Consider the following 22,322-nt stretch of genomic DNA (forward strand, 5'->3'; position numbering starts at 1 on the left):
TCGCGAGAGGCTATTCGCAGCGCAGTGTCACGGTTGCCTGGTAGTTGCCGGCGGAGAAGCGGTTCGTGCCGCTCTTGGTGCCGGCAAGGTTGACCGCGACCGTCGATGTGCCCGGTACGGTCAGCGCGGTAGCGGTGCCGGTTTCCGCAATCGTCTGCGCACCGGTGGTGGCGAAGGTCGGGGTCCATGTCGTGGCGGTGGTATCCGAGGCAGGCACGGTGGTGGACGTGACCGGGTCTACGCTGAGCGTAACGCCGCCCGTGGTGTCGACCTGGGCGCTTCCGGCCGAACCGCCGGCATTGTGCGAGCTCAGCGACTGAAGATTGCTGCTGACGGTCATCGTGCCGTTGGAATTGATTGTGATCGTGCAGGTGGCGGTGATGGTGCCGTTGAACAGCACATTTCCTGTGGCGGCCTGTGCCGTCTGGCCCGCGCAAGCGGTCAGCAGGCCTGCGGCCATCGCGGCGCGAAGGAATTTCATCGAGACCCCTCTTTCGAGCCGAACGGTCGGCTCAACGTAGGGGTATCATCCCTTTATCATGGTTAATTTAGTGTTAAATGAAGTAATAAAATAAGCGACCCGAAATGCAACCGGCGAAACCAGAGGTTGTCGCCGGTTGCATTTGCCAATTTTTGCGGAATTTTGTTTTAGCGTCATTTCTTTGTATTGCGATCCACGCTTTTTGCAACCGCATACGGAAAAATCGAGGTTCAGGATGCCAGCTGCCCCGCCTCCCAGCCAAGGATGGCGCGCTTGCGCGTCAGGCCCCAGTGGTAGCCGGTGAGGGCACCGGATTTGCCGAGGGCACGGTGGCAAGGAACAACGAAGGACATTGGATTGGCGCCGACCGCCGCACCCACCGCGCGGCTTGCGGCGGGATGGCCGATGCTTGCCGCGATCGAGGAATAGGTGCAGGCCTTGCCCATCGGGATGCGCAGCAGCGCCTCCCAGACGCGCAGCTGGAAATCGGTGCCGATCATCACCACGCGCAGCGGCTGGTCGGCGCGCCATTTCGTCGGATCGAAGACGCGCGCGGCGTAGGGCTGTGTGGCCGACATGTCCTCGACATAGGTCGCGTTCGGCCAGCGGCCGGACATGTCGGCGAACGCAGCCCGTTCGCCGCCGGCGTCGCAGAAAGCAAGGCCGGCCAACCCACGGTCGGTGACCATGATGAGTGCGATGCCGAAGGGCGAGATGTGGTAGCCGTAGCGGATGGTGAGGCCGGCGCCGCGAGTCTTGTAGTCGCCGGGCGACATCGCCTCGTGGGTGACGAAAAGGTCGTGCAACCGGCCAGGCCCCGACATGCCGAGCTCGAACGAGGTTTCCAGCAGTGGCATGCCGGAATCGAGCAGCCTGCGCGCATGGTCGAGGGTCACCGCCTGCAGGAAGGCCTTGGGCGACAGGCCGGCCCAGCGCGTGAACAGTTTCTGCAGGCCGGTCGGCGTCTCGCCGACCGCCTCGGCCAGAACCTCCAGCGAAGGCTGATCGCGGTAGTCGAGGCTGATCTTCTCGATGGCGCGACGCACGACCTCGTAGTCGCTGCCTTCGGGGGTGATGTCGTTCTGAAGGATCGCTGACGGTTGCATCCGGGTATTCATGGTCATCTGGGCGTTCATGGCAATATCTCCCATGGCAATATCTCGTTGGCCGCGAATATCGGTCTTCCCGTGCTTCGCCACCACCCGAAACTTGCCTTCCCTTCGCCCGCACCCAGATAGAGTCGGCTGCAACCGAAGGGACAATCATGACCGGCGAAAAGGTAAGTCTGACCGGGGCGAGGGAGACCCTGCTGATGACACTCTACGGCAAGGCGCTGGAGAGCCGGCTGCCCCATTCACTGCTTAACGACCACTTCGCCGACGCGGCGGTGCGCAAGATCGATTATGATTTTTCCAGGCTCAAGGTCGACGGCAACCTCGGCATCGGCTTCGCCATCCGGGCCAAGACGCTGGATGTCGGCGTCCAGGATTTTCTCGCCAGAAATCCGGACGCCATCGTGCTGCATCTGGGGTGCGGGCTCGACACCCGCGTTTTTCGCGTCGATCCGCCGCAAGGCGTGGACTGGTTCGACGTCGATTACCCGGACGTCATCGCGCTCAGGCGAAAGCTTTACCCGCTCAGGGATCGTTATCACCTCATCGCCTCGTCGGTGACTGAGGCGGATTGGCTGGCTGAGGTGCCGCGCGATCGCCCGGCGATCGTGGTGGCGGAAGGGCTGACGCCTTATCTCGCGGCCGACGAAGGGCCGCGTTTGTTCTCACGGCTCGCTGCGCATCTTGTCGGCGGCGAATTGATGTTCGACGCCTACAGCCGCTTCGGCCTGGCGCTCATTCGCCTCAATCCGGCCGTCAAGGCGACCGGCGCCGAGGTCCACTGGGCGATCGAGGATCCGCGCGAACTGGAGCGGGCCGTTCCGAAGCTGCGGTTCGTCGAAGAGGTTCCGGCCTACAGGCCGGAGCATGGCGCGCACATGCGTCTGCGCGCGAAACTGTTTGTTCGCCTCTGGAAATACATTCCGGCGCTACGCAAGATCGGCAGGCTGTTGCGATACAGGTTTTGACGGGCGCTGACTCAGCGCGCCTTGGCGGTCGCCAGCGCGCGCGAAAAGGCCGTCGCGAAACTTTCGCGGTCATCCGGGTTGAGGAAACCGCCGATCGAAACGCTCCTGCCCTGCGCCTCGACGGCCATTCTGGTGATGCCGATTTCGGCATGGCGGGCGATCGAGAACCGCGTCCAGAACGGGTTGAAGCGATGATCCTCGAAGCGGCCCGACGGCGCCGTCTTACGGATGTCGAGGCTGGTGCGCGAGACCGATATTTCCTCGCGAGCGCGTGCGGCGCGGTAGTTGACGCGGAAGGCGATGTAGACGGCGACCACGTCGAGCCCGAAGAAGCCGAAGACCGGCCAAGCGCCATGTGCCAGGAAGATCGCGCCGGTGACCGCCCAGTCGAACATCAGCGCGCCCATCAATATCAGAAAGCCGGTGCGGCCGAGGGAACGATGCGGCGTCAGCAGGGCTTGGAAGAATGGCTTGTCGGCTTCGAACGAGGCGTTTGTGTCGCTCATGGCAAGATATTATAGGAAGGAAATGGCGCCCCCCAAGTCCAAAAATACCTCGCTCGTCAAAAAGCAATCAGCCTCCGCCTCGGGCAATGGCGCGAAAGCAAAGGCGCCGCCCCGCAACGCCGGACCGCGCTCGCTCTACACTCCCGCCGAGGTGCAAGAGATTTTCCGGCGCTTCTCCGTGCAGCGGCCCGAGCCGAAGGGCGAGCTCGACTACATCAACCCTTTCACGTTGCTGATCGCGGTGGTGCTGTCGGCGCAGGCGACCGATGCCGGCGTCAACAAGGCGACGAAGCCGCTGTTTTCGGTCGCCGACACGCCTCAAAAGATGCTGTCGCTCGGCGAGGCCAAGGTCGGCGACTACATCCGCACCATCGGGCTGTGGCGCAACAAGGCCAAGAACGTGATCGCGCTCTCGAAGGCGCTGATCGACGACCATGCCGGTAAGGTGCCCGAAGATCGCGACGAGCTGGTCAAGCTGCCGGGCGTGGGGCGCAAGACCGCCAATGTCGTGCTCAACGTCGCCTTCGGCCAGCACACGATGGCGGTCGACACGCACATCTTCCGCATCGGCAACCGGATCGGGCTGGCGCCCGGCAAGACACCGGAACAGGTCGAGCAGGGGCTCTTGAAAGTGATTCCGGCCGAGTATATGCGCCACGCGCATCATTGGCTGATCCTGCACGGCCGCTATGTCTGCAGGGCGCGCAAGCCAGACTGCCCGGCCTGTGTCATCGCCGACATCTGCAAGTCCAAGGAAAAGACAACCGCCGTGCCGGCGCCGCTGGTGCCGATCGCGCCCTTGAAGGAGGCTTTTCCGGCGGAGGTTTAGAGTATTTCCGGAATGGCCTAGGTTTGGCCTCCGAACACAGGAACTTTGACCGGTCGGCCAGGTTTGTATTGGCAGGTCGCATGCCGTGGAGATTGGCCGAAACGCCCGTCGCGATCGTCATCCTCGGGCGAAGCAAGGAGCGAAGCGACGCGCGCAGACCCGAGGATCCATGCCATGAGGCATGAGCGCTGCTGCGGTACGGAATTCTGCTCCGCTGCGCTCTTCGGTCGGATTCACGGCATGGATCCCAGGGTCTCCGCGACGGAGCTTACGCTCCTGCTTTGCCCTGGGATGACGAGGTTGGGAGGCTTCAGCTAATTTCAAACGACGCGCTGATTCCATGGAAACGAACCGTGAAATTTTACAGGCTGCAACCTGTCAAAATCCCATATCGAGGAACTAATAGCCATAGCCACGCGACATCGCCGCGGCAAAGACGGGGATGAGCAGGAAGATGAAGCCTTCGGCGCGGACGTAGTTCTTCACCGAGGCAAGTTCAGCAGCCGGCACCGAGAAGGAGGGATTGCCGCTCGCCTGCCTGTTCCAAGCGATGATGCGAACAGTCGGGATGATCGACAGCAGGCCGACGATGATGAAGGCGACCATCTTGGCCCAGAACACCCAGTTGTAGACGTAGAACTCCCAGCCTTTCAGGCCGAAGAACACCCGGCAGATGCCGACGACGACGATCAGCGTGGCGATGATGCCGTAGTGGCGGTCGATGCCGGCAAGGCGCTTGAGCGTCGTCGCCTCCAACTCGCCACGCACCAGCACGAACTCGGCGCCGATAATGCCGGCCAGCGAGAACACCAGAAGGTGATGGGCAATCGCCAGCAGAAGGTCGATGGTGTCCATGGTCTAGTCCCGTGTTCGGGCGGCGCCGCGAGATATGGCTGAATCGGTTTCGTCAAAAGAGTAACATCGTCGGTCGAGAATCCCAGATGCCGAAATGTCAGCCGGTCGTCGACAGTTGAGCGTGCTCGATTTCCCCGCGCCGCTGGAGGATGACCCGGCGCGATCCTGGCCCTTGCCGGAACGCGCTGGTTTGCTAAGCGCTGCCGCCTCAATGGAGGAGAATGCCATGGGCATTGGAACGGAAGCTGGTGTGCCGATCCTCGAGACGGCGCGGACCGTCCTGCGGCCGCATCGGCTCGATGATTTCGAGACCTATGTCGCGATGTGGGCGGATCCCGGAGTCACCCGTTTCATCGGCGGCAAGCCGCGCACCCGCGAGGAAAGCTGGATGCGTTTCCTGCGCCATGCCGGGCTGTGGTCGCTGCTCGGCTATGGGTTCTGGGCGATCGAGGACAAGACTACCGGCCGATTCATCGGCGAGGCCGGGTTCCACGATCTCAAGCGTGAGATCGAGCCGTCGATCGAAGGCGTGCCGGAAGCCGGCTGGGCGCTGGCCTCCGTCGTGCATGGCCAGGGGCTTGCCAGCGAGGTCGTCGGGCGCATCGTCGCCTGGGGAGACGCGGTGTTCGGGCGAGCCAGGACCGTCTGCATCATCGATCCCGACAACGGCGCTTCGCTCAAGGTGGCCGAAAAGAACGGCTATCGCGAAATACTGCGGACCACCTATCACGACAAGCCGACGATCCTGCTGGAGCGGCAGGCCGGAGGGGCGACAGGCTAGGAGCGGTTCGGAAGAAGAATCGCCGGCGACCGTTTCAACCGACCTTGCGGCGCAACGTCTGCGCCAAGCCTTCCCAGGAATCCGCGCTTGCGCCCCCGTCGATCCAGCCGCCGCGGAAAGCCGTCGTCGCGTCGAACGGCTGGGGCCTTGCGATCGCATAACCCTGCGCGTGGTCGACACCGATCGTTCGCAAAGCCTCCATGATACCCTGGCTTTCGACGAATTCGGCGATCGTGCGTTTTCCGGTCACCTTGCCGATATGGTGGATCATCTCGACCATGGCGCGGTCGATGCGGTCGTCCAGCATGTCTTTGACGAAACCGCCGTCGATCTTGAGGTAATCGACCGGCAGGTGCTTCAGATAGGCGAAAGACGACATACCAGAGCCGAAATCGTCGAGGGCGAAGCGGCAGCCCAAGCCGCGCAGGTCGGCGATGAAGCGCATGGCTTCCGTCAGGTTGGCAATGGCGCTGGTCTCGGTGATCTCCAGGCAGATCGTTCCGGGCGCGATGCCATGGGTCGCCAACTGCTCGCGCATGAAGCCGAGGAACGTCTCGTCGCCGAAGCTGGCGCCGGAAAGGTTGATGGCGCAGGTCGATATCGGCATGGCGCGCGGATCGGCAAGCCTGGCCGCGAGAATTCGGAATGTGTTGCGCACCACCCAGCGGTCGATCGCCGGCATCAGCCCGTAGCGCTCGGCCGCGGGGATGAAACTCTGCGGCGTGACGAAGTTGCCGTCCTCGTCGGTCAATCTCAGCAAGATTTCGATGTGCGCGCCGACCTCGGCGACATTCTCACGCAGCGGCGAGATCTCCTGCGCATGCAGCCTGAAGCGATTCTCGTCGAGCGCGGCATGCAGGCGCTGGACCCAGGCCATCTCGCCGAAGCGTTCGCGCAGCGCCGTATCGCTGTCGCTGTGAAGCTGAACCCGGTTGCGCCCTTTTTCCTTCGCCATGTAGCAGGCGACATCGGCGGCGCGCAGCACTTGCTCCAGTGACATGCCGCAATCAGCGATCTCGACCATGCCGATGCTGACGCTGATGTTGAAGGGCCGGCCTTCCCAGGAAAAATGCAGATCCTGGACGGTGGCGCGCAGCCGTTCCGCCGTGGCGACGGCGCAGCCGGTGTCGCAATCGAAGAGCAGCACGCCGAACTCATCGCCACCAAGCCTGGCCAGTATGTCGCCGGTGGGCAACTCATTGAGGAGCAGCACCGAGATCTGGCGCAGCAGCTGATCGCCGGCCGCATGGCCGCAAGTGTCGTTGACCAGCTTGAACTGATCGAGATCGAGATACATCAGCGCATGCGTGCCCGGTCTCTCCGGCGGCTCAGAAATCGCGCCTGCCAGCCGGGTCTCGAAGTCGCGGCGGTTGACGAGACCGGTGAGCGCATCATGCGATGCCTGCCATGACAGGCGCTCGATGAAGTCCTGCTCGCGGGTCATGTCGTGCAACGCGAGAACGGCGCCGACAATCTTGCCGGAGACGCTGAGCGGCGCACCGTTGAGCGCGACTGGCACGACCGAACGGTCTGGGCGCTCCAGGAGCTGCGGCCGCACGTTGGAACGGCGCGGCTCGCCGGCCAGGAGGCGCGGTATCAGGTCGATTTCCTCGACACCGCTGTCCTTGTCGATCAGCCGGAACAGCGAGGCGACGGGCTTGCCCTTGGCGGCGTCCAGGGGACAGGCGAGCAAGCGCTCGGCGACGGCATTCATATAATCCAGCCGCCCGGCCGCATCGGTGCTGATGACGGCCTGGCCGATCGAGGCCAGCGTGATCTGCGCGCGCTCGCGCTCGGCGTTCAAGGCGCTTCGGAACGCCTGCCGCTGAGCCATCAGCTTTCGCGTGCGCCATACCGCCAGCAGAATAAGCAGCGCCGCGGTGACGAGGTTGGCAGCCGTGAGCGCCATCTTGATGACGCGCGAGCCTTCGCCGAGGCTGTCGGAGAAGGCCTTGGACAAGGGTCCGATCTGGTGGTCGAGCTGGTGGATGTCGGCTTTCCAGGCGCTGATCTCCGCCTGCGACGCGGGGCCTTCTTCGAGCCTTCCGTGCATATCGTCGCCGAGCTTCTCGATGGCGAGGATCATCTCGTCGGCCTCCGTCCAGTGCCGGATGGCGATGTCGAGGTAGCTGACGCGACGGAAATTCCGAAACAGCCAGATCAGGCCGGCAACGTCGTCGGCATGGTTGTTGCCGCCGAGGAAACCCAGCCGCGCCGCTTCGGTGTCAGGGTTGGTCTTTTCGAGCGCAAGCCTGGCCGAGCGATCGGCGAGCGGCACGGCGATGGCCTGGCGGTATTCGCGGAAATATTCCGCGTTGCCGGTATCGGCATAGAGGCTGAGCAAATAGATGGCGTGCTTCTGCCCCTTCGACCATTGGCTCTCGCCGCCGACATAGGCGCGAACGGCCGATAGTGTATAGAGGCTGAGGCTGGCCACCAGGGCCTGGATCAGGACGACCACGATGAAAGGCCAGACCAGCCCGATGAGACGAGGGCTGGCATCCGTCGACGAGAGCTTCATCGCATTTCCATAGAGCCTGCCGCGACCCCGTCGGCGTCTGTCCGACCGGTTCATCCGTCGGTTGAGACGATGTTCTTCCCCTCATGTCTGCCCCGCAATTGGCGACGCCAATCCAGATAGCGTACCTGGTTTAACAGCCGATAAATTCCGACAGTATTTGTTTTCGAAATTCTTCGACAAAACGGTTGGCGGTGTACGCTACGTCATGGGGATATTTCCGCCCCAGTGTCGCCTGCCGAGTTGCTCTCGCCAGAATGAAGTCGAAATGGGCGCGCCCAGCGATTCAACGTTTGGATTTTATCTTGTTCAGAGCCACCGCTGCGCGGACGAGAGCCTTGAGCGCTTCCTCATCGATCTCCTCACCCTCGCGAAAATCGATGGCGCGCCTTGTGTTGCCTTCGAGGCTGGAGTTGAAGAGCCGTTCGGGATCGGGCAGCGCCGCGCCCCTGGCGAAGGTCAGCTTGACGACTGCCTTGTAGGTCTCGCCGGTACAGATCATTCCGGCGTCCTCCCAAACCGGCACCCCGCGCCACTTCCATTCCTCGTTGACGTCTGGATCGGCCTGCTTGATCAGGGCACGGAGGCGGCCGAGCATCTCACCCCGCCAATCGCCCAGTTCCTCGATGCGTCCATCGATGAGCTCGGAAGGAGATTTGCTTTCCTGCACGCCACTTTTCTCCATCTGTGTTTCTTCTGCCGGATAAATGGATTGCCGGGATGGCTCTTCAGGCGAACCGTGCTTGATCGATAATGCGCCTACATTCGTTCGCCAGGCAATTGGCTTGCCTGTTTCACCCAGGAGAGGAACTGCGCTTCGTCGAGCTGGTCGTCCTCATGGATGTGGAAATAGCGCGTGTCCCTGCTCTTGGATTCGCCGGGCGGCACGGGCTTCAGCGACATGCCGCGAAAGAAGGCCACCTTTATGTATCCGGTGAAGCAGTGGATGCCGAGAAACCAGCCTTCGCCTTCCATCCCGTAAAACGGCGAGTTCCATTTGACGGCCTTCTGCGCGTTGGGAACGGCCTGCATGATGAGCTGGTCGAGCCGGCGGCCGACCTCGCTCTTCCACCCTGGCATAGCCGCGATATAGGCCCGCACGGGGGCATCGCCATAGCCCTTGGCGATCTGCGGGTTGCCGCCCGAAAGCAGGACGGGTTTCGCGCCCGTGGGCCCAGCGGCAACCTTCGGCGATTTCGCCTTCGCCATCAGGCCGGTCCTACACGCTCGCGCGCCGGCCCACCGCGCCATCTGGCGGCATAGGGCAGCACGAACATATAGAGGCCGCTGAACAGCAGCAGGAAAAGCGGCAGGAGCGGCGAGTAGACCACCCAGGCCGGAGGCTCGCCCAATGCCATGGCGACGAAGTTGGCCATGACGGTCATGGTAAAGATGATCGACAGCCAGCGATGCAGTTGCCTGATCCATTTGCTCCAGTCCAATGCTGCCTCCTTTGACCGAACGAATGAAACGCCGGCTTACCAACGCGCCAGCTGGGTGATCTGGATGAGATTGCCGCAGGTGTCGTTGAGCTGCGCGATCGTCGAGCCGGTCACTTCGGTCGGCGCCATGGCGAAGCTGCCGCCATTTTCCGTGATGCGCTCGTGATCGTCCTTGATGTCGTCGGTGAACAGCATGAGTGCCGGCTGGCCCTGCTTGAAGATGGCCTGCTGGTAGGCCATGGCCGCCGGATTGTCATTCAGCGCCAATTGCAGCTCCGTGCCGTCCGGGTCGTCGGGCGAGGCGACCGTTAGCCAGCGAAACGGCCCGTTGGTGAAATCGGCTTTCTTGTCGAAACCCAACACGTCCGTGTAGAAGCCAAGAGCCTTCTCCTGGTCGTCGACATAGACACTTGTCAGCTTGATCTTCATCGCATTTCTCCATTGCTCACGCCCGCAGGTTGCCACCCGCCAACGGTTTCTGCTTTTTGAATCCTTTCGGCGGGACTTTAGTCGATCCGCGCCAGGACCTCTTCCAGGGCTGCGAGGAACCTTTGCCAACCAACGGTGGCGCCCCGGTAGTAGGGTTGCTGATCGGTGCGGAAACCCGTCTGCTCCATGCGCAGATGGGTGCCCATGCCCGTCGGGGTGAGCGTCCAGGTGACGACGCTCTCCAGATCCTTGGTGTCCCAGGTGTAGGACAGCATCTTGTACGGCTCGACGGCCTGGACCTGGCACTCGACGCCTCCCCAGTCCGCGCTGAGTTCGAAACGGTGGTCTACGACCGGCTTGAAGTCGTTCTTCATCAGCCACTCCTCGATGAGATGCGGCTGGGTCAGCGCCCGCCAGATCTTTTCCGGCGGGTAAGGGATCTCGCGCTCAACGACGACGGAGCGCGTTCCGGCCGGCATATCGTTCATTGATCCATCCTCTTCAGCAGATCCTCGAGATCGTCGAACCGGCTCTCCCAGAACCCGGCCATCTGACGGGTCCAGTCCATCAGCGGCGCCAGTGCTGCAAGCTGCGCGCTGTAATGGGTCTGCCGACCCTCGTGGCGGTCGCGCACCAGTCCGGCTTCCTTGAGGAGGCCGAGATGCTTCGAGACCGCCGGCTGCGAGACACCGGCCTGCGCCGTGAGCGCGCCAACCGTCTGCTCGCCTTGGCGGCACAGACGCTCAAAAATGCCGCGCCTTGTCGGATCAGCAAGCGTCCGGAAAAGCATATCATGGGCGTTCGACATCTGGATAAATAACCTAATGGCTATTGATTGATCTATAACCAATGAGATATGTGTGAGTCAAGCAGGGAAGCGGATGCCTGGCTATGAGCCGGCGCGCTCTCGAACCTAGAGCATGTCTCCCGAAAGTGGGAACCGGTTTCGGGGTAAAGACATGCGCAAAATCAGAAACCTAAAGCGCCTGGAGCGAATCTGAAAGATCGCGACGCGCTTTAGCCAGCGGCGCCCATGTCGCGGCTTGCTTCATCCAGCATCGAGGCATCCTCGCCGAAGGCGCGTGTGGCACGGGCGGCAGCTTCGAGCAGCGGGCGCTTCATGCGCGTGAGGAAAGCCGCATCGACCCGCGTGCTCGGGCCGGCGAGCGTGAGCGCGCCGACCAATGTCCGCCCTGGTCCGAACACGGGCGCGGATATGCCTGCCGTCTGGGGGTCGCGATCACCGATCGAAATGTAGTTGTAGGTTTTCCGGATCGTCTCGTAAGGCTCGCCCTGCTCGCCCGAGAAGGCGGCAAGCACCCGTCCGCCGGAGCCCACCAGCAAAGGCAGCACGTCGCCTTCGCGTATCGTATAGCGGATCGGGTGCTTGGACTCGACCCGGTAGAGGCATGTGCGCACGTCGCCCGAGCGGACGTAGAAGGCGACGCTTTCCCAGCTGCGCTCGGAGAGATCGCGCATGATCGGCAGCAGGATATCCATCGCCACGACCGAGCGCTGGTAGAGCGCGCCAAGCCGGAAGGTGGCCGGTCCGATGCGATAGCGTCCGTCCTCCAGACGCTCCAGCAGTTGCCCGCGCATCAGCGAATTGGCCAGCCTCAGAATCGTGCTCTTGTAGAGGCCGGTGCGGGCCGCGATCTCGGCGAGACCGAGCGACCGGTCGGCGATGGTGAACGCGTCGAGGATGGCAATCGCGCGATCGAGGGCCGCAACGCCATCGGCCTGGGCCGGGCTGGGAGGAGTGGCTGTCATTTCGGTGATGGTTTCATCTTCGGTCGCCCATCCGGGTGTGATCCCGGACATGCGGATTTAATCCGGCCCGCATCGTTCTGTCCAGCAGAATGGCATTCCCGTTGACAGAACGCAGTAACAAATGCTTGAACTCGAATGCGGGTCTTAATTCAGGCCACGTCTTGGCAAGGCACCGGAGGAGGTGTCGTGATTGGAGGAATCCCATGCTGAACAGACGCAAATTCTTGACCAGCACCGCCGCGGCCGGCGCTGCCGGTTTCGCCGCTTTGCACCTCGCACCGGCCTTTGCGCAGGACACCCCGCAGATCCAGATTTTCGTGCCGGCGGCACCCGGCGGCGGCTGGGACCAGACCGCGCGCACGATCGACCAGGTGCTGCGCTCCGAAAAGCTGATCTCGGGCTCGCAGATCACCAATGTCGGGGGCGCCGGCGGCACGGTCGGCCTGCCGCAATTCGTCAATCAGTGGGAGGGCAAGGGCAATTCGCTGATGGTCGCCGGTATGGTCATGGTCGGCGCCATCATTGCCAACAAGGCCGCCAATAACCTGACCGAAGTGACCCCGATCGCCCGCCTCACCGGCGAGTTCGAGGCGCTGGTTGTGCCGGCGGCCTCGCCATTCAAGACGGCTAATGATTTCGTCGCCGCGCTCAAAGAGGATCCGACCAAGGTTCCGGTGGCCGGCGGCTCTGCCGGCGGTTCCGACCACATCCTGTTCGGCCTGATCGCCAAGACGGCCGGCGTCCCCGCGGCCAACCTGTCCTATGTTCCTTTTGCCGGCGGCGGCGAGGCGTTGTCGGCGCTGCTCGGCAACCAGGTCGCGGCCGGCATTTCCGGCTATGGCGAGTTCTCCGAGCAGGTCAAGGCGGGTGCGCTCAGGCTGCTGGCGATCTCGTCCGACAAGCGCCAGGAAGGCATCGACGCACCGACCCTGAAGGAGGCCGGCATCGACGTCGAGCTGTTCAACTGGCGCGGCGTCTTTGCCCCGCCCGGCGTTTCCGACGAAGACAAGGCGGCGATGATCAAGCTGGTCGAGACCATGGCCAAGAGCGACGCTTGGGCGACCGAATGCAAGAACCGCAACTGGACGCCGATCCTGCTGACCGGCGACGACTACGCAAAATTCGTTTCCGAAGACACGGCCCGCATCGGCGCCATCCTCAAGGATCTCGGCCTCGCCTGAGTCCGGCCCGCGATGTCCGAAGGGGCTCGGGTCCCCTTCGGACAGCATGGACAGATGATCGAGCAGCGGTGAAACTGTGGCGATGCCGGCGATTGCAAGCCGGCCATCCGGGGAGGAGATCATGAGCACCAGCCAACAGCAGGCGTCACCGCCGCACCCTGCCATACCGGAATTCTTGATCGGCATCGGACTTCTGGCCTGCGCCGGCGCCGTTGCCTGGCAGACCCTGGCGATCCCGGTGTCGCCGCTCTATTCCAAGGTCGGTCCGAAGGTCTTTCCCTACATCACCATGGCCGGCATGGTGGTCCTGTCGCTGCTGCTCATCTTGGCCGCACTGCGCGGCGGCTGGCAGCCCGAGGAGGAAAAGGAAACGCCGACCGACTGGAAGGCGATGGGTTTCGTAATCGCTGGGCTCGTCGCCAATCTCGTGCTCATCCAGCCGCTCGGTTTCACCGCCGCCTCGGTCGTCATGTTCGTGCTGGTCTGCTTCGGCTTCGGCAGCCGGCATCCGCTGCGCGACGCGCTGCTTGGCCTGGTCCTGGCGCTGGCGGCTTATTTCGGCTTTGCCAGGGCGCTCGGCGTCAACATCGGCGCCGGCCTGATCGAGAACCAGCTCAATGCGTTGATCAACGCCGTGTTGGGCATCGGGAAGGGCTGAGGCGATGGACACGCTCGGTTATCTCGCGCACGGATTCGCGGTCGCCTTCACGCCGACCAATCTCTTGTGGTGCCTGCTCGGCACGACGCTCGGAACCGCGATCGGCGTGCTGCCCGGCCTCGGGCCAGCGCTAACCATCGCGCTGCTCCTGCCGATCACCTACCAGGTGGCGCCGGAAGCTTCCTTCATCCTGTTTGCCGGTATCTATTACGGCGCCATGTATGGCGGCTCGACGACCTCGATCCTGCTCAACACGCCGGGCGAAAGCGCAACGATCGTCACTGCGCTCGAAGGCAACCGGATGGCGCGGTCGGGGCGTGGTGGCGCGGCGCTTGCGACCTCGGCGATCGGCTCTTTCGTGGCTGGCACGCTCGGCACGCTGGGCGTCGCCTTCCTGGCGCCGATCGTGGTGAAATTCGCGCTGGCCTTCGGGCCGGCCGAGTATTTTTCGCTGATGGTGCTCGCCTTCATCACCGTTTCGGCGGTGCTCGGCTCATCCTCGGTGCGGGGGCTCACCAGCCTGTTCGGCGGCTTCGTCATCGGCATGATCGGCGTCGATCTGCAGACCGGGCAGCCACGCTTCACCTTCGGCATGGGCGAATTGCTCGACGGCGTCGACGTCATCGTCGTCGCGGTCGGCCTCTTCGCGGTCGGCGAGACGCTCTATATGGCCTCGCGCCGCTATGCCGGCAGGGACGAGATCGTGCCGCTGAAGGGCTCGCTCTACATGACGGCTTCCGAGTGGGCGCGCTCGTGGAAGCCGTGGCTGCGCGGCGCCGCGATCGGCTTCCCGATCGGCGCCATGCCGGCCGGCGGCGCCGAGATCCCGACCTTCCTGTCCTACGCGATCGAGAAGAAGCTGTCCAAGCACAAGGAGGAATTCGGCACGGTCGGCGCCATCGAAGGCGTCGCCGGGCCGGAAGCCGCCAACAACGCGTCCGCCGCCGGCGTGCTGGTGCCGATGCTCACGCTCGGCCTGCCGACCTCGGCGACCGCGGCTATCATGCTGTCCGCCTTCCAGAGCTACGGCATCAATCCCGGGCCGCTTCTGTTGACGACGCAGGCCAACCTCGTCTGGGGTCTGATCGCCAGCCTGTTCATTGCTAACGTTATCCTGGTCATCCTGAACCTGCCGCTGATCGGCCTGTGGGTGCGTCTGCTGAAAATCCCGGCGCCGCAGCTCTATGCCGGCATCCTGGTGTTCGCCACCGTCGGCACGTATGGCATCTCGCAGTCGCCGATCGACCTCGTGATTCTCTATCTGCTGGGGATCGCCGGCTTTCTGATGCGGCGCTTCGATTTCCCGACGGCGCCCGTCATCATCGGCATGATCCTCGGGCCGCTCGCCGAGACGCAGTTTCGCCGGGCGATGACGATCGCCAATGGCGACTGGACGGTGTTCTACCGGCACCCGCTGTCGCTCACGCTTTTGACGCTCGCCTTCATCGGTCTCGTCGGTCCGCATGTCTGGGCCTATGTCGAGCACCGGCGCACGCGCGGGCCGGAGCATGTGCCAGGCGATGCCTGAGCGATTGCCAAGATTATGACAGACCTGCTTTCCGGCATCCGCGTCCTCGACCTCACAAATGTGCTCGCAGGCCCTTACTGCGCCTACCAGCTGGCGCTGCTCGGCGCCGACGTCATCAAGGTCGAGGCGCCGCCGGGCGGCGATCTCGCGCGCCAGCTCGGCGCCTCGCCGGAACTCAACCAGGCAGGGATGGGCGCATCCTTCCTGGCGCAGAATGCGGGCAAACGATCGGTCGTGCTCGACCTGAAGAAGGTGGAAGACCGCGACCGCTTCCTCGATCTCGTCGCCACCTCCGACGCGCTGGTCGAGAATTTCCGACCCGGCGTGATGGACCGGCTCGGCCTCGGGCACGAGAGGCTGAAGGAAGTCCGGCCGAGCCTCGTCTATTGCGCGATATCCGGGTTCGGCCAGACCGGACCGATGCGCGGCAACCCTGCCTATGACCAGATCATCCAGGGGCTGTCGGGGATCATGAGCATAACCGGCACGCCGGAGACCGCGCCGTTGCGCGTCGGCTATCCCGTCGCCGACACGCTTGGCGGGCTGGTCGGAGCCTTTGCGATCGCCGCGGCGCTTGTCAGGCAGAAGACGAGCGGCGAGGGCGCCTTCCTCGACGTCTCGATGCTCGAATGCACGCTGTCGGCGCTGGGCTGGCCGGTGTCGAATTATCTGACGGCCGGCGTCGAGCCGCGGCCGATGGGCAACGAGAACATGACGGCCGCGCCCTCGGGAGCTTTCCACACCGGCGAAGGGCTGCTCAACATCGCCGCCAACAAGCAGGAGCAGTTCGTCACCCTTTGCGGGCTGATCGGACGCCCTGAGCTGGCGTCGGATCCGCGCTTCGCCGAACGCGAGACACGCAAGGAGAACCGGGCAGCGCTGAAGGCGTTGATCGAGGAAGCGCTTGCCGGCGGCTCGGCCGCGATCTGGGAAGAAAAGCTCAACCGGGCCGGCGTGCCGGCGGGACGTGTGCTGACGATTCCGCAAGTGCTGGAGGAGCGCCAGGTGACGGAGCGCGGCATGGCGACCCGCTTCCAGCATGTATCCGGCATGGAGAAGCCGCTGACGGTGGTGCGCGGCGGCTTCATGGTCGACGGCGCGGCGCCGGCGCCCGCCCGGCCGCCACCGCGGCTCGGCGAGCATCTGGACGAGGTGTTCGCCGCGTTGCCGGCGCGCGACAAAAAAAGGGCGCGAGCATGAGCGCGGAGAAGAAGACCGGCCGCGAGCGTGGCGAGGAATGGTGGCAGACCGGCATCATCGAGATGCATCCCGGCGTGATCCGGCTGCGCGGCTACGAGATCCAGGACCTGATCGGCCGAGTCAGCTTTCCGGCGATGATCTGGCTGATGCTGCGCGGCGAATTGCCGAGCGAGGAGCAGGCGGCGCTGCTCGGCATCGCGTTGGGAGCTGCCGTCGATCACGGCCCGCAGGCGCCCTCGATCGCGATCGCGCGCATGGCCGCCACCTGCGGTGTCGGCATCAACAACGCCATGGCCTCCGCCATCAACGTGCTGGGCGACGTGCACGGCGGCGCCGGCGAGCAGGCGCTCGCCTTATATGGCGACATTGCCGCCGCGATGGATGGCGGCGCAAGCCTTGCGGAAGCGGTGTCGGCGCGGCTCGATCGTTTCTTTGCCGAGGAGAAAGGCTATGTGCCCGGCCTCGGCCATCGCTTCCATCCAATCGATCCGCGGGTGCCCCGCCTCATGGAGCTGACGCGCGCGTTTGCCGCGCGCGGCAGCGTCAGCGGGCGCTTCGCCGGCATTGCCGAGGCGATCGAGGCGGAGGTTGCAACACGCAAGGGCAAGACGATCCCGCTCAACATCGACGGCGCCACCGCCGTCATCTATGGCGAGCTCGGCTTCCCGCCGCCACTGACGCGCGGTCTCTTCGTGCTGTCGCGCTCGGTCGGCATCCTGGCGCATGCCTGGGAGCAGTCGCAGGAGAGCGACCGCAACAAGGGGCCGCTGCCCAAGGAATGGCTATGGGCCTATACCGGCATGCCGGTACGGCCTTTCCCTGGCGACGCCGAGTAAAGAAATCCTGTCAGGCCGGAACGGTTGCGGGGATCGTCAAGTCCCTGAGCAGCGTCGAAAGCTCCGGCTCGTCGATGAGCAAGGCGGCATCGGCAGGCGGCAGCCAGGCCCGCTGTCGGTTCGCGGCCTCCCGCCAGTCGGTCATCTCCTCGGTGACTTCGAGCAGATAGACGGCCACGTCGACGCGAATGAAACCGTTGGCCATGCGTTTCCAGTAGGAATAGGTGCCCGCGGGCTGCTTCAGCGCCTTGCCCAGCACGCCGGCCTCTTCCTGGGCTTCGATCGCAGCCGCTTTGCGCCCGCTCTTGCCCTTCATGGGCCATCCCTTGGGGACGATGAAGCGCCTGGTCGTGCGTGAGGTGACCACCAGCACCTCGATGGTGCCGTCTTCGCGCAGACGAAAGGGGATGGCCGCCACCTGGCGGATCCGCGCTCCTTTCTTTGCTTTGCGTACTGCTTTCTTCTTGGCTGTTGCCATCCCAAAATCCGATGAGAGCAGCATCCGCCCCGCGCGTCATGCGCGCACGGCAAAAGCCTTGCCCCTGCAAACCCCAAAACCATCGTCCTTGCAATCCGGCTTTTTGCCAGCAAGTAAGTCGGCTAAATAAACCGAAAAAGCCGGAATGTCAGCGGCAGACCCGCGAAATCGTGGTGCCAATTACCTGGGACTGGCAATTCTGCTTGACGATCGGCACTTCAGGGCGAGGCTTCGGCGCAATCTGCCGATCCTGTTCACGGTATAGCTGCTGCTGTTGCTGGAACTGCTGCCGCTGCAGCTGGTTCCGGAGTGTTTGCAGTTCGTTCTGCTGGATCAGCGCGTCGCGGTTCGTCGGGATGACGACCTGAGCCGAGGCGTTTGAAGCCACACCCCAAAGGGTAGCAGACACCAGGGCCACCGAGGTCATGATCGCCAAAAAGCGAGGATGCAACATTGCTTCCTTCCCGCATGAAAAACGAAACCTCCCCATAATATAGGGGATTTGTCCGGATGTACCATGGTTCAGGCTTGTGTACGCGGTCGGTTGACCGAATGTCCTGCCAAAGAAAATCCGGCCGGCTGCTTCGGCCCAACCGCCACGGCTTGCGTCAGCTAGAGCGGTTCACCGTTTCACGGAAACGGTAACCCGCTCTATCTCTTTGTTTTCACGCAATTCCGGACGGAAAATCGTTTCCACTTTTCCTGGAATTGCTCTTAGTCGACCTCACGCAAGCGATAGCCGACGCCGGTCTCGGTGATGATGTAGCGCGGCTGGTCCGGCGTCTTCTCGATCTTCTGCCTCAACTGGCGGACATAGACCCTCAGATACTGCACGTCGGTCGAATCGTTCCAGATCTGCTTCATCAGGAATTGATGGGTGAGCACCTTGCCGGCATACTGCACGAGCATGCGCAGAATGTCGTATTCCTTGGGCGAAAGCTTCACTTCCTTGCCTTCGACCTTGACGATGCGTTTCACCAGGTCGACCGACAGGTCTCCGGTCTGGAATACCGGCTTCTCGCCCTGCTGCTGGAATTTGTGGCGCAGCGCCACGCGGATGCGGGCGACCAGCTCATTCATGCCAAAGGGCTTTGTCACGTAGTCGTCGGCACCGAGCTCGAGCGCCGAGACGATGCCGGCCTCGTCGGTGCGGCTCGAAAGGATGACGACCGGAACGTCCATGCCGTCGTTACGCCATTTGCCGAGAAGCTCGAGGCCGGTCATGCCGGGCAGACCGAGGTCGAGCAGGATCAGGTCGGGCCGTTCCGTCTCAATGAGCTCGATTGCGGCCTTGGCATTCGGCGCCTCGGAGACCGTATAGCCCTGGCTGCCGAGGCCGACCCGAAGCAATTTGCGGATCGGCGGCTCGTCGTCGACGACCAGGATGCTGACGTTCTGGCTGGTCATGCGGCGTCATCCGTCTTGGCGACGGCCAGGTCCGGAATTTCCTCCGGAACCGGCATGCGGATGGTGAAGATCGCGCCCGGCCGGTCGGTACGGTTCGCCGCCGAGATCGCGCCGCCCATGGCCTCGATGAAGCCGCGGCTGATCGACAGGCCGAGACCCGTGCCGGCGCGGACCTGGTCGCGCTTGCGCACGCGGTAGAAGGTGTCGAAGATGCGCTCGAGGTCGTCGACCGGAATGCCCGGTCCCTCGTCCATGATCTGCAGGATGACGGACCCGTTGTCGAGCCAGCCTTGCAGGCGGATGGCCGAGCCTGGCGGCGCATATTTCGCGGCATTGTCGAGAAGATTGAACAGCACCTGCTCGAACAGGACAGGATCGAGGCGCAGCATCGGCAGGTCCGGCGGAATGTCGGTGTCGATCCGGTGCTCGCCGGTGATCTTGCGGGCCCGATCGAGCGCCGAGCCGACGATGTCGCCGACATAATGGAAGGCGTAGTTTGGCTCCATGGCGCCCGACTCGATCTTGGTCATGTCGAGCAGGTTGGCGATGAAGCGGTTCAGCCGCTCCGATTCGTCGACCACAGTCGACAGAAGGTCCGCGCGGTCCTTTTCGGGAAGGGCGGCCGCATATTCCCGCAGCGTGCCGGCGGCACCCATGATGGCAGCCAGCGGCGTCTTCAGGTCATGCGAGATCGAGGTGAGCAGCGCTGTGCGCAGCCGGTCTGCTTCCGCCGCCAGCCTGGCGCGGTCGACATCGGCGACAAGCTGGATGCGCTCGATAGCGACCGCCGCCTGATCGGCGAGCGCGTCGAGAAGACGCTGCTGCTCGGACGTCAGCAACGGGCCTTGCCTGTCGTTGTCGAGGCCAACGACGCCGACCGCCGTGCGCCCAGTCCGCAAAGGGAGGTAGAGACGCTTTGCGCCGGGCAGCGTGCCGGCGCCGCGGCCGGCCGGGCGGTCGTGTTCCCAGGCCCAGCGGGCCGCCGCGATGTCGGCCTCGGCCAGCGTGTCGTCCGGCGGGTAGCCGGCCTTGACCGTGATCGTGCCGTTTTCCGGCAGAAGCAGCACCACGCGCACTTTCAGCATCGAGGCGATCTGGAAGGCGGTGGCCCACAGCACGTCATCGAGCGTGCCGGCGCCGGCGAGCTTCTTGGAGAAGGAATAGATGTCCTCGGTTGCCCGTGCACGCGAGCGGGCGGCGACCGCCTGGCGCTGCACGCGCGCCGTCAGATTGCTGGCTATGACGGCGACCACGAGGAAGGCGGCAAAGGCGACGATGCTCTCCGGGTCCCTGATCGTCAGCGTGTAGCGCGGCTCGAGGAAGAAGAAGTTGAAGGCAAGGGCACTCAGGAAACAAGCATAAAGCGCTGGCCAGAGCCCAAAGGTCACCGCCGACGTCAGCACGGCCAGGAGCAGGACGCTTGCCAGATTGCGAACATCGAAAAACTGGTCGAGAACCGAGCTGACGGCCAGTGCACCGGCTACATAGGCCGTGGAGAACAAATAGGGCCAGATCTGGAAAGGCTTCTGCTCGGCGGCCGCTTTCACCCTTGTCGAAGGCGTCCCCGCGTCGCGCTCGGTGCCCGAAATGACATGCACGCTGATGTCGCCGGCATTGCGGATCAGATCATAGGTGAGCGAGCCCTCGATCAGTTCCCGCCAGCGCGAGCGGGTCGGCCGGCCGATGACGATATGAGTGAAGTTGTTCGCCGTCGCGTGGCGCACGATGTCTTGGGCGACGTTCTGGCCCGGGATGGTCGCCACCTCGGCGCCGAGCTGCTCGGCAAGGCGCAGGTTCGTCGCCAGCCGGTCCTTATCCTCCTCGGACATGCCGGCCAGGCGAGGCGTGTCGACATGCAGCGCCGTCCAGGGCGCGCGGAGCCGATCGGCAAGCCGGCGCGCGTAGCGGATGCGGGCGGCGCCGCCGGGACGCGAGTCGACGCAGACGAGAACCCGTTCGCCGGCAGCCCATGGCCCCGGAATGGCGTGCGACTGCATGTGGTTGAGGAGCTGCTCGTCGACGCGCTGGGCGGTGCGTCGCAACGCCAGCTCGCGAAGCGCCGTCAGATTGCCCGGCGAAAAATAGTTCTCGATCGCACGCTGCGCGGTTTGAGGGAAATAGACCTTGCCTTCATGCAGCCGCTGGATCAGGTCGTTGGGGGTGAGGTCGATGACCTCGATGTCGTCGGCCTCGTCGATGATGGAATCGGGAACGGTTTCACGCACCCGGACGCGGGTGATCTGTGCCACGACATCGTTCAGGCTTTCGACATGCTGGATGTTGAGCGTGGTGTAGACGTCGATACCCTGCGACAGGATCTCCTGCACGTCGAGGTAGCGCTTGGGGTGGCGGCTGCCGGGCGCGTTGGTGTGAGCGAGCTCGTCGACCAGAACCAGCGCCGGGCGCCGTTTCAGGATGGCGTCGATATCCATCTCCTCGAGGACATGGCCGCGGTATTCGACCTGGTGGCGCGGGACCACCTCATAGCCGTCGACCAGCGCCTGGGTCTCCTTGCGGCCGTGCGTTTCGACGACGCCGATCACGACGTCGATGCCGTCGGCCCGGCGGGCGCGGCCCGCCATCAGCATCTCGTAGGTCTTGCCGACGCCGGGCGCGGCGCCGAGGAATATCCGCAGACGGCCGCGACCCTCCCGCTCGGCGTGCTCGAGCAGCGCGTCGGGAGATGGTCTGTTCTCGGGGTTTGTCCTGTTGTCCGGCATCAAGTCCAATCATGAATTGCGCCGGGGGTCGTGTCGATCCCCGGCGCGGGTGCTGATTATTTCAGGTCGTCAAGCGCGAGATTGAGCGCCAGCACGTTGACCACCGGCTCGCCCATGAAGCCAAGCTCGCGATCCTCGACATGGCTGCCGACGAGCGACTTCACCTTGGCTTCGTCGATGCCTCTGGCCTTGGCAATCCGCGGCACCTGGAAATAGGCGGCTTCGGGGCTGATGTCTGGGTCGAGACCGCTGCCCGAGGTGGTGACGAGGTCCATCGGCACCGGCGCGCTCGGGTTCTCGGCCTTCAACTTGTCGGCGTCGCTCTTGATGCGCTCGATCAGCTTCGCATTGGTCGGTCCAAGATTCGAGCCGCTGGAGGCGGCGGCGTTGTAGCCGTCCCCGGCGGCCGACGGCCGGCCGTGGAAATAACGGTCGCTGGCGAAGGCCTGGCCGATCAGTTCGGAGCCGATGACCTTGCCGCCCTTCGTGATCAAGCTGCCATTGGCCTGGCTGGGAAACAGTGCCTGGGCGATGCCGGTCATGCCGATCGGGTAGACGAGGCCGGTAAGCACCGTGAAGAAGACGATCATGACAAAAGCGGGTCTGAGTTGCTTGAACATCGG

The 22,322-nt window shown here is 63.8% G+C and carries 25 protein-coding genes; 8 read left to right on the top strand and 17 right to left on the bottom strand.

What is annotated here, in order from left to right; all coding sequences use genetic code 11:
* Positions 1-10: 10 nt before the first annotated feature.
* Complete coding sequence (locus P9236_RS06990; protein ID WP_278073871.1) at positions 11-481, bottom strand: hypothetical protein; 471 nt, start codon at positions 479-481, stop codon at positions 11-13.
* 230 nt (positions 482-711) lie between these two features.
* Positions 712-1,617 (bottom strand): methylated-DNA--[protein]-cysteine S-methyltransferase, encoded by a 906-nt coding sequence (locus P9236_RS06995; protein ID WP_278073872.1) that lies wholly within the window; start codon positions 1,615-1,617, stop codon positions 712-714.
* A 128-nt stretch (positions 1,618-1,745) separates the two neighbouring features.
* Here P9236_RS06995 and P9236_RS07000 point away from each other — a divergent pair, with 128 nt between their 5' ends.
* Positions 1,746-2,561, top strand: coding sequence for a class I SAM-dependent methyltransferase (locus P9236_RS07000; protein ID WP_278073873.1), 816 nt, complete (start codon positions 1,746-1,748; stop codon positions 2,559-2,561).
* An 11-nt stretch (positions 2,562-2,572) separates the two neighbouring features.
* Here P9236_RS07000 and P9236_RS07005 read toward each other — a convergent pair whose 3' ends face one another.
* A complete protein-coding gene (locus tag P9236_RS07005; RefSeq protein ID WP_278073874.1) occupies positions 2,573-3,067 on the bottom strand; it encodes a DUF2244 domain-containing protein in 495 nt (164 codons plus the stop codon).
* A 22-nt stretch (positions 3,068-3,089) separates the two neighbouring features.
* Between P9236_RS07005 and nth the strand changes: the two genes are divergently transcribed.
* Positions 3,090-3,896, top strand: coding sequence for an endonuclease III (gene nth / locus P9236_RS07010; protein WP_278073875.1), 807 nt, complete (start codon positions 3,090-3,092; stop codon positions 3,894-3,896).
* Between the two features lie 399 nt (positions 3,897-4,295).
* Here nth and P9236_RS07015 read toward each other — a convergent pair whose 3' ends face one another.
* Positions 4,296-4,751 carry a DUF2214 family protein gene (locus P9236_RS07015; protein ID WP_278073876.1) on the bottom strand — a complete coding sequence of 152 codons (456 nt, stop codon included), beginning with the start codon at positions 4,749-4,751 and terminating at the stop codon, positions 4,296-4,298.
* Between the two features lie 226 nt (positions 4,752-4,977).
* Here P9236_RS07015 and P9236_RS07020 point away from each other — a divergent pair, with 226 nt between their 5' ends.
* Complete coding sequence (locus tag P9236_RS07020; protein WP_278073877.1) at positions 4,978-5,532, top strand: GNAT family N-acetyltransferase; 555 nt, start codon at positions 4,978-4,980, stop codon at positions 5,530-5,532.
* Between the two features lie 34 nt (positions 5,533-5,566).
* Here P9236_RS07020 and P9236_RS07025 read toward each other — a convergent pair whose 3' ends face one another.
* From P9236_RS07025 to P9236_RS07060, 8 genes are all read right to left on the bottom strand, one after another.
* A complete protein-coding gene (locus P9236_RS07025; protein ID WP_278073878.1) occupies positions 5,567-8,053 on the bottom strand; it encodes an EAL domain-containing protein in 2,487 nt (828 codons plus the stop codon).
* Between the two features lie 283 nt (positions 8,054-8,336).
* Complete coding sequence (locus P9236_RS07030; protein ID WP_278073879.1) at positions 8,337-8,735, bottom strand: DUF1801 domain-containing protein; 399 nt, start codon at positions 8,733-8,735, stop codon at positions 8,337-8,339.
* A 74-nt stretch (positions 8,736-8,809) separates the two neighbouring features.
* Complete coding sequence (locus P9236_RS07035; RefSeq protein WP_278073880.1) at positions 8,810-9,259, bottom strand: DUF1801 domain-containing protein; 450 nt, start codon at positions 9,257-9,259, stop codon at positions 8,810-8,812.
* Entirely contained in the window at positions 9,259-9,492 is a 234-nt protein-coding gene (locus P9236_RS07040) for a hypothetical protein (protein WP_278073881.1), read from the bottom strand. The genes P9236_RS07035 and P9236_RS07040 overlap by 1 nt, the downstream gene beginning before the upstream one ends.
* Before the next feature lie 36 nt (positions 9,493-9,528).
* Entirely contained in the window at positions 9,529-9,921 is a 393-nt protein-coding gene (locus P9236_RS07045) for a VOC family protein (protein ID WP_278073882.1), read from the bottom strand.
* 77 nt (positions 9,922-9,998) lie between these two features.
* Positions 9,999-10,409: an SRPBCC domain-containing protein gene (locus P9236_RS07050; protein ID WP_278073883.1), complete on the bottom strand. Its 411-nt coding sequence runs from the start codon at positions 10,407-10,409 to the stop codon at positions 9,999-10,001.
* Positions 10,406-10,729, bottom strand: coding sequence for a metalloregulator ArsR/SmtB family transcription factor (locus P9236_RS07055; protein WP_278073884.1), 324 nt, complete (start codon positions 10,727-10,729; stop codon positions 10,406-10,408). Before P9236_RS07055 ends, P9236_RS07050 begins: the two co-directional genes overlap by 4 nt.
* Positions 10,730-10,938: 209 nt before the next feature.
* Complete coding sequence (locus P9236_RS07060; RefSeq protein ID WP_278073947.1) at positions 10,939-11,691, bottom strand: IclR family transcriptional regulator; 753 nt, start codon at positions 11,689-11,691, stop codon at positions 10,939-10,941.
* Positions 11,692-11,894: 203 nt separating this feature from the next.
* Between P9236_RS07060 and P9236_RS07065 the strand changes: the two genes are divergently transcribed.
* The 5 genes from P9236_RS07065 (at position 11,895) to P9236_RS07085 (ending at position 17,094) form a co-directional block, all read left to right on the top strand.
* Complete coding sequence (locus P9236_RS07065) at positions 11,895-12,872, top strand: tripartite tricarboxylate transporter substrate-binding protein (RefSeq protein ID WP_278073885.1); 978 nt, start codon at positions 11,895-11,897, stop codon at positions 12,870-12,872.
* Between the two features lie 121 nt (positions 12,873-12,993).
* Positions 12,994-13,530 carry a tripartite tricarboxylate transporter TctB family protein gene (locus tag P9236_RS07070; RefSeq protein ID WP_278073886.1) on the top strand — a complete coding sequence of 179 codons (537 nt, stop codon included), beginning with the start codon at positions 12,994-12,996 and terminating at the stop codon, positions 13,528-13,530.
* 4 nt (positions 13,531-13,534) lie between these two features.
* On the top strand, positions 13,535-15,058 hold the full coding sequence (locus P9236_RS07075) for a tripartite tricarboxylate transporter permease (RefSeq protein WP_278073887.1): 1,524 nt from the start codon (positions 13,535-13,537) through the stop codon (positions 15,056-15,058).
* A 15-nt stretch (positions 15,059-15,073) separates the two neighbouring features.
* The gene (locus P9236_RS07080; protein ID WP_278073888.1) at positions 15,074-16,258 is read left to right on the top strand and encodes a CoA transferase; all 1,185 of its coding nucleotides are present in this window, start codon (positions 15,074-15,076) and stop codon (positions 16,256-16,258) included.
* Entirely contained in the window at positions 16,255-17,094 is an 840-nt protein-coding gene (locus tag P9236_RS07085; protein ID WP_278073889.1) for a citryl-CoA lyase, read from the top strand. Before P9236_RS07080 ends, P9236_RS07085 begins: the two co-directional genes overlap by 4 nt.
* Before the next feature lie 10 nt (positions 17,095-17,104).
* Here P9236_RS07085 and P9236_RS07090 read toward each other — a convergent pair whose 3' ends face one another.
* From P9236_RS07090 to kdpC, 5 genes are all read right to left on the bottom strand, one after another.
* Positions 17,105-17,572, bottom strand: a complete 468-nt coding sequence (locus P9236_RS07090) for an NUDIX hydrolase (RefSeq protein ID WP_278073890.1) — start codon at positions 17,570-17,572, stop codon at positions 17,105-17,107.
* 148 nt (positions 17,573-17,720) lie between these two features.
* A complete protein-coding gene (locus tag P9236_RS07095; protein ID WP_278073948.1) occupies positions 17,721-17,999 on the bottom strand; it encodes a hypothetical protein in 279 nt (92 codons plus the stop codon).
* A 287-nt stretch (positions 18,000-18,286) separates the two neighbouring features.
* Complete coding sequence (locus P9236_RS07100) at positions 18,287-18,979, bottom strand: response regulator transcription factor (protein ID WP_278073891.1); 693 nt, start codon at positions 18,977-18,979, stop codon at positions 18,287-18,289.
* Complete coding sequence (locus tag P9236_RS07105) at positions 18,976-21,699, bottom strand: sensor histidine kinase KdpD (protein WP_278073892.1); 2,724 nt, start codon at positions 21,697-21,699, stop codon at positions 18,976-18,978. Before P9236_RS07105 ends, P9236_RS07100 begins: the two co-directional genes overlap by 4 nt.
* 56 nt (positions 21,700-21,755) lie before the next feature.
* A complete protein-coding gene (gene kdpC / locus P9236_RS07110; protein ID WP_278073893.1) occupies positions 21,756-22,319 on the bottom strand; it encodes a potassium-transporting ATPase subunit KdpC in 564 nt (187 codons plus the stop codon).
* Positions 22,320-22,322: the final 3 nt, after the last annotated feature.

It is taken from the genome of Mesorhizobium sp. WSM4884, from assembly GCF_029625675.1.
Classification (GTDB): domain Bacteria; phylum Pseudomonadota; class Alphaproteobacteria; order Rhizobiales; family Rhizobiaceae; genus Mesorhizobium.